This is a genomic window from Burkholderia sp. B21-005, from assembly GCF_020843965.1.
GTDB classification, from domain to species: domain Bacteria; phylum Pseudomonadota; class Gammaproteobacteria; order Burkholderiales; family Burkholderiaceae; genus Burkholderia; species Burkholderia ambifaria.
The window spans coordinates 2,641,499-2,657,729 of the sequence record NZ_CP086302.1 but is presented as its reverse complement, the minus strand read 5'-3'; the positions used below and the strand labels follow the sequence as shown (position 1 = coordinate 2,657,729).

The window sequence follows — 16,231 nt, the reverse complement described above, 5'->3', positions numbered from 1 at the left end:
CGAGAAACCCCTTGCGCAGTTCGAGGACGCTGCCTACAATCACGCCTCTTTCGCGCTAACGGAAACGCGGCGCGGGAGGGAAGGGAAGCGGTGCTGTCGAGGGTAGGTTGTAGGAACCCCGGCGCACACGAAGTTGAACCCCCGCCGTCGCAACGAAGCAGTTCAGAAAGTTGTTGACGAGCGAAGAAAGACGGTTCATAATCTCGCTTCTCTGCTGCTGAAAACGCAGCGCTGCTGGGAAACAGAAGGTTTCTCGCAGAAATGCTCTTTAAAAATTAACAGCCGATAAGTGTGGGCGCTTGATGGAAGCGAGCTGATCCTCGGATCAGATAGCGAAAGTATCAAGAGTCTCACACTAAAGTAAGTCAGGTTTATGAAGCAATTCATATTCCTGTCAGCTTTGAGTGAGCGACCGGTTCTTAACCGAACCGAAAACAGTAACAGGTTTAAACTGAAGAGTTTGATCCTGGCTCAGATTGAACGCTGGCGGCATGCCTTACACATGCAAGTCGAACGGCAGCACGGGTGCTTGCACCTGGTGGCGAGTGGCGAACGGGTGAGTAATACATCGGAACATGTCCTGTAGTGGGGGATAGCCCGGCGAAAGCCGGATTAATACCGCATACGATCTACGGATGAAAGCGGGGGACCTTCGGGCCTCGCGCTATAGGGTTGGCCGATGGCTGATTAGCTAGTTGGTGGGGTAAAGGCCTACCAAGGCGACGATCAGTAGCTGGTCTGAGAGGACGACCAGCCACACTGGGACTGAGACACGGCCCAGACTCCTACGGGAGGCAGCAGTGGGGAATTTTGGACAATGGGCGAAAGCCTGATCCAGCAATGCCGCGTGTGTGAAGAAGGCCTTCGGGTTGTAAAGCACTTTTGTCCGGAAAGAAATCCTTGGTTCTAATATAACCGGGGGATGACGGTACCGGAAGAATAAGCACCGGCTAACTACGTGCCAGCAGCCGCGGTAATACGTAGGGTGCGAGCGTTAATCGGAATTACTGGGCGTAAAGCGTGCGCAGGCGGTTTGTTAAGACCGATGTGAAATCCCCGGGCTCAACCTGGGAACTGCATTGGTGACTGGCAAGCTAGAGTATGGCAGAGGGGGGTAGAATTCCACGTGTAGCAGTGAAATGCGTAGAGATGTGGAGGAATACCGATGGCGAAGGCAGCCCCCTGGGCCAATACTGACGCTCATGCACGAAAGCGTGGGGAGCAAACAGGATTAGATACCCTGGTAGTCCACGCCCTAAACGATGTCAACTAGTTGTTGGGGATTCATTTCCTTAGTAACGTAGCTAACGCGTGAAGTTGACCGCCTGGGGAGTACGGTCGCAAGATTAAAACTCAAAGGAATTGACGGGGACCCGCACAAGCGGTGGATGATGTGGATTAATTCGATGCAACGCGAAAAACCTTACCTACCCTTGACATGGTCGGAATCCTGCTGAGAGGTGGGAGTGCTCGAAAGAGAACCGGCGCACAGGTGCTGCATGGCTGTCGTCAGCTCGTGTCGTGAGATGTTGGGTTAAGTCCCGCAACGAGCGCAACCCTTGTCCTTAGTTGCTACGCAAGAGCACTCTAAGGAGACTGCCGGTGACAAACCGGAGGAAGGTGGGGATGACGTCAAGTCCTCATGGCCCTTATGGGTAGGGCTTCACACGTCATACAATGGTCGGAACAGAGGGTTGCCAACCCGCGAGGGGGAGCTAATCCCAGAAAACCGATCGTAGTCCGGATTGCACTCTGCAACTCGAGTGCATGAAGCTGGAATCGCTAGTAATCGCGGATCAGCATGCCGCGGTGAATACGTTCCCGGGTCTTGTACACACCGCCCGTCACACCATGGGAGTGGGTTTTACCAGAAGTGGCTAGTCTAACCGCAAGGAGGACGGTCACCACGGTAGGATTCATGACTGGGGTGAAGTCGTAACAAGGTAGCCGTATCGGAAGGTGCGGCTGGATCACCTCCTTTCCAGAGCTTCTCGCAAAGTTGAGCGCTCACGCTTATCGGCTGTAAATTAAAGACAGACTCAGGGGTCTGTAGCTCAGTCGGTTAGAGCACCGTCTTGATAAGGCGGGGGTCGTTGGTTCGAATCCAACCAGACCCACCATTGTCTGACGTGTCGGTGGTCGTTAGCGCTTCAGCGCTGACGAATACCTCTACCGCTAGGCTGAAACCTGAGATCTCTGTACACATGGGGGCATAGCTCAGCTGGGAGAGCACCTGCTTTGCAAGCAGGGGGTCGTCGGTTCGATCCCGTCTGCCTCCACCAATCACCAACGCTAAGGGCTTGGTTCAGACACTGAACCGAGAATTTTGCATTGGCGATTGAGCCAGTCAGAGTGATATGAGTAACACCATATCGGCTGTCGTTCTTTAACAATCTGGAAGAAGTAAGTAATTTGGATAGCGGAAGCGTCTATGAGATGGACGTGAAAGTTATCCGGGTTGTGATTGTATCGATGTATCTCAAGATGATTCGAACTCTATGTTTGACTCAATTGGAATACGGCACAACGCGAGAACTCAACCTGTAACGAGACAGACTCGTTATAGGGTCAAGCGAACAAGTGCATGTGGTGGATGCCTTGGCGATCACAGGCGATGAAGGACGCGGTAGCCTGCGAAAAGCTACGGGGAGCTGGCAAACGAGCTTTGATCCGTAGATGTCCGAATGGGGAAACCCACTCCTTTTGGAGTATCCATGGCTGAATACATAGGCCATGCGAAGCGAACGCGGTGAACTGAAACATCTAAGTAACCGCAGGAAAAGAAATCAACCGAGATTCCCAAAGTAGTGGCGAGCGAAATGGGATGAGCCTTGTACTCTTTATTTGTATTGTTAGCCGAACGCTCTGGAAAGTGCGGCCATAGCAGGTGATAGCCCTGTAGGCGAAAACAGTATGAAAGAACTAAGTGTACGACAAGTAGGGCGGGACACGTGAAATCCTGTCTGAAGATGGGGGGACCATCCTCCAAGGCTAAATACTCGTGATCGACCGATAGTGAACCAGTACCGTGAGGGAAAGGCGAAAAGAACCCCGGGAGGGGAGTGAAATAGATCCTGAAACCGCATGCATACAAACAGTCGGAGCCTCGTAAGGGGTGACGGCGTACCTTTTGTATAATGGGTCAGCGACTTACGTTCAGTAGCAAGCTTAACCGTATAGGGCAGGCGTAGCGAAAGCGAGTCCGAATAGGGCGTTCAGTTGCTGGGCGTAGACCCGAAACCAAGTGATCTATCCATGGCCAGGATGAAGGTGCGGTAACACGTACTGGAGGTCCGAACCCACTAACGTTGAAAAGTTAGGGGATGAGCTGTGGATAGGGGTGAAAGGCTAAACAAACTTGGAAATAGCTGGTTCTCTCCGAAAACTATTTAGGTAGTGCCTCGTGTCTCACCTTCGGGGGTAGAGCACTGTCATGGTTGGGGGGTCTATTGCAGATTACCCCGCCATAGCAAACTCCGAATACCGAAGAGTGCAATCACGGGAGACAGACATCGGGTGCTAACGTCCGGTGTCAAGAGGGAAACAACCCAGACCGCCAGCTAAGGTCCCCAAATATAGCTAAGTGGGAAACGAAGTGGGAAGGCTAAAACAGTCAGGAGGTTGGCTTAGAAGCAGCCACCCTTTAAAGAAAGCGTAATAGCTCACTGATCGAGTCGTCCTGCGCGGAAGATGTAACGGGGCTAAGCTATATACCGAAGCTGCGGATGCGTGCTTTGCACGCATGGTAGGAGAGCGTTCCGTAAGCCTGCGAAGGTGCGTTGAAAAGCGTGCTGGAGGTATCGGAAGTGCGAATGCTGACATGAGTAGCGATAAAGGGGGTGAAAGGCCCCCTCGCCGTAAGCCCAAGGTTTCCTACGCAACGTTCATCGGCGTAGGGTGAGTCGGCCCCTAAGGCGAGGCAGAAATGCGTAGCTGATGGGAAGCAGGTCAATATTCCTGCACCATTGTTAGATGCGATGGGGGGACGGATCGCGGAAGGTTGTCCGGGTGTTGGAAGTCCCGGTCGCTGCATTGGAGAAGGCACTTAGGCAAATCCGGGTGCGTAATTCAAGGGTGTGGCGCGAGCTCCTTAGGGAGCGAAGCAATTGGAAGTGGTTCCAAGAAAAGCCTCTAAGCTTCAGTCTAACGATGACCGTACCGCAAACCGACACAGGTGGGCGAGATGAGTATTCTAAGGCGCTTGAGAGAACTCGGGAGAAGGAACTCGGCAAATTGGTACCGTAACTTCGGGATAAGGTACGCCCTTGTAGCTTGATGCGCCTGCGCGCAGAGGGTGAAGGGGTTGCAATAAACTGGTGGCTGCGACTGTTTAATAAAAACACAGCACTCTGCAAACACGAAAGTGGACGTATAGGGTGTGACGCCTGCCCGGTGCCGGAAGATTAAATGATGGGGTGCAAGCTCTTGATTGAAGTCCCGGTAAACGGCGGCCGTAACTATAACGGTCCTAAGGTAGCGAAATTCCTTGTCGGGTAAGTTCCGACCTGCACGAATGGCGTAACGATGGCCACACTGTCTCCTCCCGAGACTCAGCGAAGTTGAAGTGTTTGTGATGATGCAATCTACCCGCGGCTAGACGGAAAGACCCCATGAACCTTTACTGTAGCTTTGCATTGGACTTTGAACCGATCTGTGTAGGATAGGTGGGAGGCTATGAAACCGGAACGCTAGTTTCGGTGGAGCCGTCCTTGAAATACCACCCTGGTTTGTTTGAGGTTCTAACCTTGGCCCGTGATCCGGGTCGGGGACAGTGCATGGTAGGCAGTTTGACTGGGGCGGTCTCCTCCCAAAGCGTAACGGAGGAGTACGAAGGTACGCTAGGTACGGTCGGAAATCGTGCTGATAGTGCAATGGCATAAGCGTGCTTAACTGCGAGACCGACAAGTCGAGCAGGTGCGAAAGCAGGTCATAGTGATCCGGTGGTTCTGTATGGAAGGGCCATCGCTCAACGGATAAAAGGTACTCTGGGGATAACAGGCTGATACCGCCCAAGAGTTCATATCGACGGCGGTGTTTGGCACCTCGATGTCGGCTCATCTCATCCTGGGGCTGTAGCCGGTCCCAAGGGTATGGCTGTTCGCCATTTAAAGAGGTACGTGAGCTGGGTTTAAAACGTCGTGAGACAGTTTGGTCCCTATCTGCCGTGGGCGTTGGATATTTGAAGGGGGCTGCTCCTAGTACGAGAGGACCGGAGTGGACGAACCTCTGGTGTACCGGTTGTCACGCCAGTGGCATCGCCGGGTAGCTATGTTCGGAAGAGATAACCGCTGAAAGCATCTAAGCGGGAAACTCGCCTTAAGATGAGATATCCCTGGGGACTAGATCCCCTTGAAGGGTCGTTCGAGACCAGGACGTTGATAGGTCAGGTGTGTAAGCGCAGTAATGCGTTCAGCTAACTGATACTAATTGCCCGTAAGGCTTGATCCTATAACAAGTCTGTTTCGCGCTAGAGAGCGCGTCGGACAAGTTGGATTCTCGTGTGTGATACACACAACTCAAAATTACTGCTTCTTCCCAGATTGGTCGCGTTGCGAAGCAACGCGACAACCCTCTTTGCCTGATGACCATAGCGAGTCGGTCCCACCCCTTCCCATCCCGAACAGGACCGTGAAACGACTCTACGCCGATGATAGTGCGGATTCCCGTGTGAAAGTAGGTAATCGTCAGGCTCCCTAAGCCAAGAACCCCCGCCCGAAAGGCGGGGGTTTTTGCATTTGCGCGGCGGAAAGCGCGATGGCAGCGAGGGGCGCTGGCGGGCCGGTGGGTCAGCTAGGTTGGCCGGCATCACACTTCCTTGATTCACCGTCACAGACGAACCTCTCTGGGCAATCCCAATGAAAAAGCTCGTCCCGCTTCTGTTTTGCTTCGCCCTGCTGGGATGCGCTGCGCAGTCTCACGCTGACTGCGTCCATGCGCCATTTCACGCAAAATTCCAGGATGCAGACGGCGATGTAGGCCCGTTCGCCAATATGAAGTTTTCCCTGATCCGGGTGTCGGATGGCGCCGTGGTCTATCAAGGGACAACCGATGACCAGGGGCGAGCTGACTGGAATGATGCGTGTCGAGGTGAGCACTACAGAATTCGCCAGGATGGCCTGATGGGCGAGTAACATCGCCGATTTTCTCCGATATTGGCTCAAATACGCGCTTGTTGACCTCAGTGGCATGTGTGGCCGATCGCCGAGCCAAGTCGAATCTATGCGCATAAAGTGGTTTCAGCGCCACGTGTCGGCAGCGCGGGGTTCGGACGCTTCAGGGTAATATCGCCACTCGTCCGGCTTCCGCGCGTGGTTGCCGGTGTGCTCCGCCTTCCGCAACTGCATCGTTCATGACTTCCAGCTCTGCTCAGCGTGGTCGGACGACCGACTTCTTGCCGTATCTCGTCGCCGCGACCTTCTTCATGGAGTATCTCGACACGACCGTGATCGCGACCGCGCTGCCGCAGATGGCGCATTCCTTCGGCGTCGGGCCGAATGCGCTGAGTCTCGGGATGACGGCCTACATGCTCGCGCTCGCGGTATTCATCCCGATCAGCGGCTGGATCGCGGACCGATACGGTTCACGCACGGTGTTCGGCAGTGCGATCGTGATTTTTACCGGGGCATCGATTCTGTGCGGGCTGTCCAACGGCGTGGTGACGTTTACGGCCGCTCGCCTGCTGCAGGGCGTCGGCGGGGCGATGATGGTGCCGGTCGGGCGGATGATCGTCGTGCGCAGCACCGAGAAAGCACGGCTGATGCGCGCGATCGCGACGATCACGTGGCCGGGTATCGTTGCGCCGGTCGTGGGGCCGCCGATCGGCGGCTTCATCACGACCTATGCGTCCTGGCGATGGATCTTCCTGTTGAACGTGCCGCTTGGCCTCGCCGCGCTGGTCTGTACGTGCTTGATCGTCCGGAACACGCGCGCGGACGACCAGCGGCCGCTCGATTGGGTCGGCTTCGTGCTGGCGGGCGGTGCGCTGACCTGTCTGCTGCTGGGCACCGAAACGGCTGGTCAGCAGGATGCGCAGTTCATGCGTGCGGCCGTGCTGGTCGGGGCCAGCGTATTGTTCGGCATTGCCGCGTGGCTGCACGCGCGGCGTTGCGCGCACCCGCTGCTCGACTTCACGACGCTGAAGGTGCCGACCTTCTCGGTCACGGTGCTCACCGGATCGGTCACGCGGATTGCGGTCAATGCGGTGCCTTATCTGCTGCCACTGCTGTTCCAGATTGGTTTCGGGTTGTCGCCGTTCCAGTCCGGCTTGCTGTTGCTCGCGAGCGCGCTCGGCAATCTGGGCATGAAGGCCGGCACGTCGTGGATCCTCGATCGTTTCGGGTTCCGCCGCGTCGCGCTCGTCGACGTGACGATCGTCGGCTTTTTCACGATCGCATGCGGCTGGCTGACCGCGTCGACGCCGCTCGCGATCACGCTGCTGGTCGTATTCGTCTACGGGCTGACGCGCTCGATGCAGTTCACGACGCTGGCGACGCTCGCCTATGCCGATGTTCCGTCGCACCAGACGAGCGCCGCGAGCACGCTGTGGAGCGCCGCGCAGCAGATGACGATCGGGATGGGGATCGCATTCGGCGCGCTGGCATTGCGGCTCGCCGCGCTGATGCGCGGCGATGCGGCCGGGATTCACTACGTGCTCGACGATTTTCGCTGGGCGTTCGTTGCGGCGGGCGTGCTCGCGCTGCTGACGTTGCCGGGCTACGCGCGGCTCGCGTCCGATGCGGGCGACCGACTTCGGGCGAGTGCCGCGCGAGGGTAGGTTGAACGGCCGGTCGGGCGTGAATCGCGATGGTTGCGGATGGTCGCGCTCGGTCGCTCCGCTCACGGACGGTTCGGTGCGTCACGGGCGCGATGAATCTTCGCGCATGCATTTCATGAGCTGGCACGGCCGTGTTGCTGGCGAAGTCCAGCCGCCATGCCGCGCACGCACGAGTTCGTGCATGACGCGGCGCACGACGCCGCCGTGCTCGCGTCGGTTGCCGCTACTGAGCATCATGAAAGATGATGCCGACCGTATGGCGGTGCCCGGTCCGGATACGGCTCACGCCGTGACGCAGGTTGACGCGATAGACGCCGCGCGTTCCCTGCACGGGCCGGCCGTGCACGGCGAAGATCACGGCGTCGCCTTGTGTCAGCGGCACCACTTCCGTACGCGATTGCATCCGCGGCCGCTGTTCCGTCAGCACGAACTCCCCACCCGTGAAATCCCGGCCCGGCGCCGACAGCAGGATCGCGACCTGCAGCGGAAAGACGTGCTCGCCATACAGGTCCTGATGGAGGCAGTTGTAGTCGTCCGGACCGTACTGCAGGATCAGCGGCGTCGGTCGCGTCTGACCCGCCGCGTGGCAGCGCTCGAGGAATGCAGCGTGGTCGGCCGGGTAGCGGACGTCGATCCCGAGCGCCTGGTTCCAGCGATTCGCGATCGGCGCGAGATGCGGGTAGATCGCGGTTCGCAACGTGTCGACGACCGCCGGCAGCGGATAAGCGAAATACCGGTATTCGCCGCGGCCGAAGCCATGCCGCGCCATGACGACGCGCGAACGGTAAAGCGCATCGCGCGGATAGAGCGACGCCAGCGCCGTGCATTCGTCGGCGCAGAGAAGGCCCGGTACGCGAGCGCACCCATAGCGATCGAGTTCGGTACCGACGGCGGTCCAGTCGAGTGCGCTCACGCGTTGCGCGAGGTCGGCAGCTTCGATGGCGGGTTGCAGATCGGCGATGTTCACGGGTGTACCTCGTTCGTTAGCGATGGGGATAGGGTGTCGTGCGGGCATGTCGCGCGCGCCGGAATAGGCGCGGGCGGTCGCAGCGGGACGGTCGGCGAGGCGATGTCGGGAAGCGTTGCGAGCACGACCGTGTCCACGAAAAATCGATGAACCCAGTCTAATGTCGTCGGTGCGACGGCGCGCTCCAGATCTTGCGCTTCAATTCGGGAGAGAGGGGGGCAGATCGCGGCCGCGAGCAGGCGGACGCAACGGCGATTCATTGCGCCGCCGTTACGCGACTGACCGGAATAAGCTCAGCGTAGTTTGCACGACACGGACGGCGAGAGGGCGAGAGGGCGAGAGGGCGAGACGAAGAAACGAAGAGACGAAGAGACGAAGAGACGAAGAGACGAAGAGACGAAGAGACGAAGAGACGAAGAGACGAAGAGACGAAGAGACGAAGAGACGAAGAGACGAAGAGACGAAGAGGCGAAGAGAGACGAGGCGAGGTGAGGAGACGTAGCAACCGAGCCAAATCCTCGACGGTGAGCGGCCGGTTCCCCGGCCGCTCACCGCCCGTCCGCTCAGGCGATCGACCGGAACAGCCAGTAAAGTCCAGCCGCCAGTGCGATCGACGCCGGCAGCGTCAGCACCCACGCGAGCACGAGGCTGCGCACCGTGCTCCACTGCAACCCGGATCCGTTCGCCGCCATCGTGCCCGCGACGCCCGACGACAGCACATGCGTCGTCGACACGGGCAGCCCGTACACGTCGGCCGCGCCGATCGTCAGCATCGCGACGAGTTCGGCCGACGCGCCCTGTCCGTACGTCAGATGCTGCTTGCCGATTTTCTCGCCGACGGTCACGACGATCCGCTTCCAGCCGACCATCGTGCCGAGACCCAGCGCGATCGCAACGGCCACTTTCACCCAGGTCGGAATGAACTTGGTCGCGTGATCGAGCTGCTTGCGGTAGTTGTCGATCGCGAGCTTGTCGTCGGCGGCGAAGGCGGGTTGACCCGCCTTCTCGATCAGGCGAATCGCTTCGGATACCAGATACATCGTGTTGCGCACGTTGTCGACGTCGCCCTGAGGCACGGCCGCCATCGAGCCCGACGAGCCGACCGCGGTCGCGAGCGACGTGGACAGTTGCTGCACGGCCGGCAGCACGGCAGGCGTCATCTCGCGGCGCTGCACGAAGTGCTCGACGTCGGCGCGCGGATTCGCGGACGGCGCGACACCGTTCGAGTATTTCGCGAAGGTCGCGGCAGCCTGGTTCGCGACGGCGACGAAGGTCTGCGATTCGGCCGTCGTGACCGCCTTGTTCAGCGCATACGCAGTCGGCATCGTGCCGATCAGGATCAGCATGATGAGGCCCATCCCTTTCTGCCCGTCGTTCGACCCGTGCGCGAACGACACGCCGGTACACGTGAGAATCAGCAGGCAGCGGATCCAGAACGGCGGCGGCTGATCCTTCGGCGGCTCCTTGTACAGTTCCGGAATCCGCACGACGGCCTTCAGCACGAGCAGCAGCAGCGACGCGCACAGGAAGCCGACGATCGGCGACAACAGCAACGACTTGCCGACCCCGAGCGCCTGGCCCCAGTCGACGCCGCTCGTGCCCGACGGCCCATGCATCAGCTGGTTCATCAGCCCGACGCCGATGATCGATCCGATCAGCGTATGCGAGCTCGACGACGGCAACCCGAAGTACCAAGTCGCCAGGTTCCAGACGATCGCGGCGATCAGCAGCGCGAACACCATCGCGAAACCCGACCCGCTGCCGACCTGCAGGATCAGCTCGACCGGCAGCAGCTGCAGGATGCCGAAGGCGACGGCCCCGCTGGAAACCATCACGCCGAGGAAGTTCCACATGCCGGACCAGATCACCGCGACGTTCGGCGTCAGCGAGTGGGTGTAGATCACGGTCGCGACCGCATTCGCGGTGTCGTGGAAGCCGTTGACGAATTCGAAGCCGAGCGCGATCACCAGCGCGGCGCCGAGCATCAGGTACGGGAACAGTGACCCCTCGCGCACGGGCGACAGATCGGCTATCAGATGGGTGGCGATATAGACGGCACCGATCGCGAGCACCAGCAGAAAGACGGCATAGCCGACCTGTCGGGTACGTTCGGTTGAGCCGGAATGGTTCGCGGCGGACGAAGCAGGCTGATTCATGGCGGCATCTCGTAAGGTAACCGCAGCCGATCCTAGCTTTCGCTACCAGTCAGTTTGATGACAGTCGGGAGGACGAACCATTGTCTTACAGACATGTAAGAAAATGGCGCCGTCATTCTCCATATAGTGAGCAGGCGGGCTTACGCATCGGCATCGGCATCGGCATCGCGTCGAACGTCGTCCGTGATCGACGTCCAGCCCTCTCCCGACGCGGCGAATACCGTGCACGACAGCGGCGCGACGTCGATGCGGGTCGCCGCCTTCGCGTCCATCCGGCGCACGTGCGCGATGGCCGCACGAACGATCGCCGCATGCGTGATCGCGACGATATCGCGACGACGTGGCAGTGCGTTCAACCATGCGCCGACGCGGCGCGCGACGTCTTCGAACGATTCACCGCCGTGCGGCGACGCGGCCGGATCGTCAATCCAGGCGCCAAGTTCGTCCGGCAGGTCGCGCGCGAGGTCGTGCAGCCGTTTGCCGTGCCAGTGGCCGTAGTCGACATCGCGCAGCGAATCGTCGATGCCCGCGCGCAGTCCGAGCGCGTCGGCGGTCTGCTGCGCACAACGTGCGGGGCTGCACAGCACGATCGCGCCGGGTGCATCGGCGAGCCGCCCGCGCAGCGCGGCAGCCTCGGCGAGCCCGGGTGCATCGAGCGGATCGTCGGCGGGAAACGCGCCGGTGCGCATCGCGCGGGTCGGCGCATGCGCGATCAGGCGCAGCAAGGCAGGTTGGGTCATGTCGATGGCCGGAGGGTTCGGAACGGCCGCGCCCGGGGTGCGCGGGCCTTCAACACGCGAACGTTCGCGCGTACAATTCGCCCGATACGAAGGGCGGAAGCCGGTGCAAGCCCGGCGCGGTCGCGCCACTGTAACCGCGGATCTTCAATCCCGGAAGCCAGACCTGCCTTCGTATTCCATCCAACATTTGTCGGGGCGCGATTCCCCTGAGGTGCATCCATGAGCGAAGCAGTGCTGAAGCCGGTCGTCGTGCCGGCGCCCATTCCCGTCCGCGAACTGTTGCCGTGGGCCATCTTCGTCGGCCTGATCCTGTTACTCGCGCTCTATTTCGTCGGTGCGGAACAGGGGGCGACGTCGCTCGTGCCGGGCATGTACGTGCATGAGTTCGTCCACGACGGCCGCCATCTGCTCGGCTTTCCCTGCCACTGACGCGGAGTACACGATGGTCGGAAAGCTGCTCATGCGCGGGATGCTCGCAGGCATCGCCGCAGGCCTCCTCACGTTCGGTTTCGCCAGAATCGTCGGCGAACCGCAAGTCGATCAGGCAATCTCCTTCGAAGAAAAAACCGAAGCGGCCAACGGCGAAGCGCCGGAGCCCGAACTGGTGAGCCGCCACACGCAGGCCGGCGTCGGCCTGCTGACGGGCGTCGTGACCTACGGCGCGGCATTCGGCGGGCTGTTCTCGCTGGTCTTCGCGTTTGCATACGGGCGAGGCAGCCGCCTCCCGGCACGGCCGCTCGCGGCATGGCTCGCAGCAGCGGCGTTCGTCGCGCTCGTGATCGTGCCGAATATCAAGTACCCGGCGAATCCGCCGGCGGTCGGCGACCATGACACGATCGGCTATCGCACGGGCCTGTTCTTCCTGATGATCGCGATCTCGATCGCGACGATGGTGTTCTCGGTCAGCGTGCGTCGTCATCTGCTGGCGAAGCTCGGCCCGTGGAACGCATCGATCGTCGGGGGCCTCACGTTCGTCGCGATCATCGCGGCCGTGCAGATCGGGCTGCCGTCGATCGATGAAGTGCCGGCCGAATTCCCGGCCGCCGTGCTGTGGAAGTTCCGCGTCGCCGCGATCGGCATGCAGGCGATCATGTGGACGACGATCGGCCTGCTGTTCGGCGCATGGGTCGAACGCGGCGAACGCACCGGCATGCGCGCCGCCTGACGCGCATGGCATCGGGGGGCGCCTAGCGCAGCATGCGCGGCGCGCTCCACGTCGATTCGCGCGCCAGCGCGACGAATGCGGCCAGATAGTCGATCGACGCATCCGCCTCGCGGATGCCGAGGAAGATCTGTTTCGCGATGCCCTTTTTCCCGAGCTTGACCGGCACGACCGGCATCCGGTCCGCGTATTCGTCGGCAAGCCATCTCGGCAGCGCGGCCACGCCGCGCCCGCTCGCCACCATCTGCAGCATGATGTCGGTCGTCTCGATCGACTTGTGGCGCCGCGGCACGATGCCGGCCGGCGTCAGGAACTGGTTGTAGATGTCGAGCCGGTCAGTCTCGACCGGGTAGGTGATCAGGACCTCGTCGGTCAGCTGCTCGGGCGTCACGTAGTCGGCGTTCGCGAACCGGTGCGCATCCGCGACCACCAGCACCTGCTCGTAATCGAACACGGGATCGAAGCGCAGCCCCGGCTTGTTCAGCGGGTCGGGCGTCACGAGTACGTCGATGTCATGGCCGAACAGCGCGCCGATGCCGCCGAACTGGAAGCGCTGCTTCACGTCCACGTCGACGTCCGACCAGCGCGACAGGTAAGGCGATACGACCTTCAGCAGCCACTGGTAGCACGGATGGCATTCCATCCCGATGCGCAGCGTGCCGCGCTCGCCCTTTGCATACTGCTTCATCCGCTCCTCGGCGAGCTCGAACTGCGGCAGCAGCCGGTTCGCCAGCTTCAGCAGATATTGCCCGCCCTGCGTCAGCCGCAGGCCGCGGCCCTCCCGATCCCAGATCGGCGTGCCGAGCTGCTGCTCGATCTTCCGGACGGTATGGCTGAGCGCCGATTGCGTGAGGTGTAGCGCATTGGCGGCCGCAGTCAACGAGCCCTGGCGCTCGACTTCACGGATCACGACGAGATGGAATCGTTCCAGCATGGATATCGCTCACTCCGCAAATGCATGAATAAATTTAATGGATGAATGAAATAATGCCATTTTATTTCATGAGATGAAATCCCTATGATGGCTGCCGGATCTTCAATTTCTCTCTGGACGGCAGCTTCATGGTTACGACACACAATCTCGGTTTTCCGCGCGTCGGCGCGAAGCGCGAACTCAAGTTCGGTCTCGAACGCTACTGGAAGGGCGAATCGTCGCGCGACGAGCTGAAGGCACTCGGCGCCGAGCTGCGCGAGCGGCACTGGAACGACCAGCGCGACCTCGATCTCGCGCCGATCGGCGATTTCTCGTTCTACGACCAGGTGCTCGACATGAGCTTTACGCTCGGCAACCTGCCGAAGCGCGTGCAGGGCTTCCACGGCGACGTGCTCGACAACTATTTCCGCGTCGCGCGCGGCCGTTCGGCGCAAGCGGTGGACGAGCATGCAGCGTGCTGCGGCGGCGTTTCCGCCGGCGAAATGACGAAGTGGTTCGACACGAATTACCATTACATCGTCCCCGAATTTCACGCGGACACGAACTTCTCGCTCGATCCGTCGTGCCTGCTTCAGCAACTGACCGAAGCTCGGGCGCTGGGCGTCGCCACGAAGCCGGTGATCCTCGGCCCCGTCACGTACCTGTGGCTCGGCAAGGCGAAGGACGACTCGGATCGCCTCGCGCTGCTGCCGAAGCTGCTGCCGGTGTACGGCGCGCTGCTCGACACGCTGACCGCGCAGGGCGTCGAATGGGTGCAGATCGACGAGCCGATCCTCGTCACCGAGCTCGACGCCGAATGGCGTCAGGCGTTCCGCACCGCGTATGCGGCGCTGGAAACGCGCCGTATCAAGCTGCTGCTCGCCACGTACTTTGGCCCGCTTCGGGACAACCTGACGCTCGCGGCGTCGCTGCCGGTCGATGGCCTGCATGTCGACGCGATCAACGCCCGCGACGAAGTCGACGCGCTCGTGCGCGAACTGCCGGCCGACCGCGTGCTGTCGGTGGGCGCGATCAACGGCCGCAATATCTGGAAGACGGACCTGAGCGCGACGCTCGATTGGCTCGAGCCGCTCGCGAAGCAACTGGGCGATCGCCTGTGGGTCGCGCCGTCGTGCTCGCTGCTGCACGTGCCGGTCGATCTCGCGAGCGAAGAGAAGCTCGACACGGAGATCCGTTCGTGGCTCGCGTTCGCGCTGCAGAAGCTCGACGAACTGAAAGTGCTCGCGACGGCGCTGAATGAAGGCCGCGACAAGGTGGCCGACGCGCTTGCCGCCAACGCCGCCGCGATCGACTCGCGCCGCCGTTCGCCGCGCGTGAACAATCCGGCGGTGAAGGCCGCGATCGCGCGCATCGACGCGCAGCTCGGCAACCGCGCGAGCCCCTATACGCAGCGCGCGCCGAAGCAGTCGGCACGCCTGAACCTGCCGGCCTTCCCGACGACGACGATCGGCTCGTTCCCGCAGACCGCCGACATCCGCCAGGCGCGCAGCCAGTTCAAGTCCGGCGCGCTGGATGAAGCCGGCTACCGCGCGGCGATGCAGGCCGAGATCGAGCGCAGCGTGCGCGAACAGGAATCGCTCGAACTCGACGTGCTCGTGCATGGCGAAGCCGAGCGCAACGACATGGTCGAATACTTCGGCGAGCAGCTCGACGGCTACGCATTCAGCCAGTTCGGCTGGGTGCAGTCGTACGGTTCGCGCTGCGTGAAGCCGCCGATCCTGTTCGGCGACATCAGCCGTCCGAAGGCGATGACGGTCGAATGGATCACCTACGCGCAGTCGCTGACGAACAAGCCGATGAAGGGCATGCTGACCGGCCCGGTGACGATCCTGAACTGGTCGTTCGTGCGCGACGACCAGCCGCGCTCGGTGTCGTGCTATCAGCTCGCGCTCGCGATCCGCGACGAAGTGCTCGATCTCGAGAAGGCCGGCGTGCGCGTGATCCAGATCGACGAGGCCGCGCTGCGGGAGGGGCTGCCGCTGCGCCGCGCGCAATGGGGCGAGTACCTGAAGTGGGCGGTCGAATCGTTCCGCATCACCGCGAACGGCGTGCAGGACGACACGCAGATCCACACGCACATGTGCTATTCGGAGTTCAACGACATCATCGCGTCGATCGCCGACATGGACGCGGACGTGATCACGATCGAGACGTCGCGCTCGGACATGGAACTGCTCGACGCATTCGACAACTTCAGGTATCCGAACGAGATCGGGCTGGGCGTGTACGACATCCATTCACCGAACATCCCGACGCAGGATCACATCGTCGGCCTGATGAAGAAGGCGGCCGAGCGGATTCCGGCGGGACGCCTGTGGGTGAACCCGGACTGCGGGCTGAAGACGCGCCAGTGGGCGGAAGTGATTCCGGCGCTGACGAACATGGTCGCCGCCGCGAAGACGCTGCGCAATCGCGCGCCGTGACGCGGGAGCGCGGCCCGCGCCGTCGCCACGATGCCGGATCGTCGCGGGCCATCCCCCAGCCGCCGGGCCGTTCGC

9 protein-coding genes, 2 tRNA genes, 3 rRNA genes and 1 riboswitch are annotated in these 16,231 nt (G+C 61.0%); of the genes, 9 read left to right on the top strand and 5 right to left on the bottom strand.

Annotated features, from left to right (window positions below; genetic code table 11):
• Window positions 1-448: 448 nt before the first annotated feature.
• The 5 genes from LMA02_RS28415 to rrf all read left to right on the top strand — a co-directional run bounded on the left by LMA02_RS28415 (window position 449) and on the right by rrf (window position 5,690).
• Window positions 449-1,981: ribosomal RNA gene (locus LMA02_RS28415) — 16S ribosomal RNA — on the top strand.
• 62 nt (window positions 1,982-2,043) lie between these two features.
• Window positions 2,044-2,120, top strand: a tRNA-Ile gene (locus tag LMA02_RS28410).
• 86 nt (window positions 2,121-2,206) lie between these two features.
• A tRNA-Ala gene (locus tag LMA02_RS28405) sits at window positions 2,207-2,282 on the top strand.
• Between the two features lie 284 nt (window positions 2,283-2,566).
• Window positions 2,567-5,448 (top strand): 23S ribosomal RNA (locus LMA02_RS28400).
• Between the two features lie 129 nt (window positions 5,449-5,577).
• Window positions 5,578-5,690, top strand: a 5S ribosomal RNA gene (gene rrf, locus LMA02_RS28395).
• The 16S, 23S and 5S rRNA genes sit together here with 2 tRNA genes alongside, the layout of an rRNA operon.
• Before the next feature lie 96 nt (window positions 5,691-5,786).
• Here rrf and LMA02_RS28390 read toward each other — a convergent pair.
• A complete protein-coding gene (locus LMA02_RS28390; protein ID WP_228908430.1) occupies window positions 5,787-6,134 on the bottom strand; it encodes a hypothetical protein in 348 nt (115 codons plus the stop codon).
• A gap of 215 nt (window positions 6,135-6,349) precedes the next feature.
• Here LMA02_RS28390 and LMA02_RS28385 point away from each other — a divergent pair, with 215 nt between their 5' ends.
• Window positions 6,350-7,774, top strand: a complete 1,425-nt coding sequence (locus tag LMA02_RS28385; RefSeq protein WP_228908429.1) for a DHA2 family efflux MFS transporter permease subunit — start codon at window positions 6,350-6,352, stop codon at window positions 7,772-7,774.
• Window positions 7,775-7,997: 223 nt separating this feature from the next.
• On the opposite strand, the gene LMA02_RS28380 is transcribed toward LMA02_RS28385, so the two are convergent.
• The 3 genes from LMA02_RS28380 to LMA02_RS28370 form a co-directional block, all read right to left on the bottom strand.
• Window positions 7,998-8,741 (bottom strand): 2OG-Fe(II) oxygenase, encoded by a 744-nt coding sequence (locus LMA02_RS28380; protein ID WP_228908428.1) that lies wholly within the window; start codon window positions 8,739-8,741, stop codon window positions 7,998-8,000.
• Window positions 8,742-9,304: 563 nt separating this feature from the next.
• Window positions 9,305-10,897, bottom strand: coding sequence for an inorganic phosphate transporter (locus tag LMA02_RS28375; RefSeq protein WP_228908427.1), 1,593 nt, complete (start codon window positions 10,895-10,897; stop codon window positions 9,305-9,307).
• A gap of 140 nt (window positions 10,898-11,037) precedes the next feature.
• Entirely contained in the window at window positions 11,038-11,637 is a 600-nt protein-coding gene (locus LMA02_RS28370; protein ID WP_228908426.1) for a histidine phosphatase family protein, read from the bottom strand.
• A 43-nt stretch (window positions 11,638-11,680) separates the two neighbouring features.
• A riboswitch (cobalamin riboswitch) is annotated at window positions 11,681-11,823 on the top strand.
• Window positions 11,824-11,856: 33 nt separating this feature from the next.
• Here LMA02_RS28370 and LMA02_RS28365 point away from each other — a divergent pair.
• Both LMA02_RS28365 and LMA02_RS28360 read left to right on the top strand, forming a co-directional pair.
• Window positions 11,857-12,066, top strand: a complete 210-nt coding sequence (locus LMA02_RS28365) for a CbtB domain-containing protein (protein WP_006752367.1) — start codon at window positions 11,857-11,859, stop codon at window positions 12,064-12,066.
• A gap of 13 nt (window positions 12,067-12,079) precedes the next feature.
• Window positions 12,080-12,802: a CbtA family protein gene (locus LMA02_RS28360; protein WP_228908425.1), complete on the top strand. Its 723-nt coding sequence runs from the start codon at window positions 12,080-12,082 to the stop codon at window positions 12,800-12,802.
• 22 nt (window positions 12,803-12,824) lie between these two features.
• On the opposite strand, the gene LMA02_RS28355 is transcribed toward LMA02_RS28360, so the two are convergent.
• Entirely contained in the window at window positions 12,825-13,733 is a 909-nt protein-coding gene (locus LMA02_RS28355; protein ID WP_228908424.1) for a LysR family transcriptional regulator, read from the bottom strand.
• A 128-nt stretch (window positions 13,734-13,861) separates the two neighbouring features.
• Between LMA02_RS28355 and metE the strand changes: the two genes are divergently transcribed.
• Entirely contained in the window at window positions 13,862-16,156 is a 2,295-nt protein-coding gene (metE, locus tag LMA02_RS28350; protein WP_228908423.1) for a 5-methyltetrahydropteroyltriglutamate--homocysteine S-methyltransferase, read from the top strand.
• The last annotated feature ends 75 nt before the right edge of the window (window positions 16,157-16,231 follow it).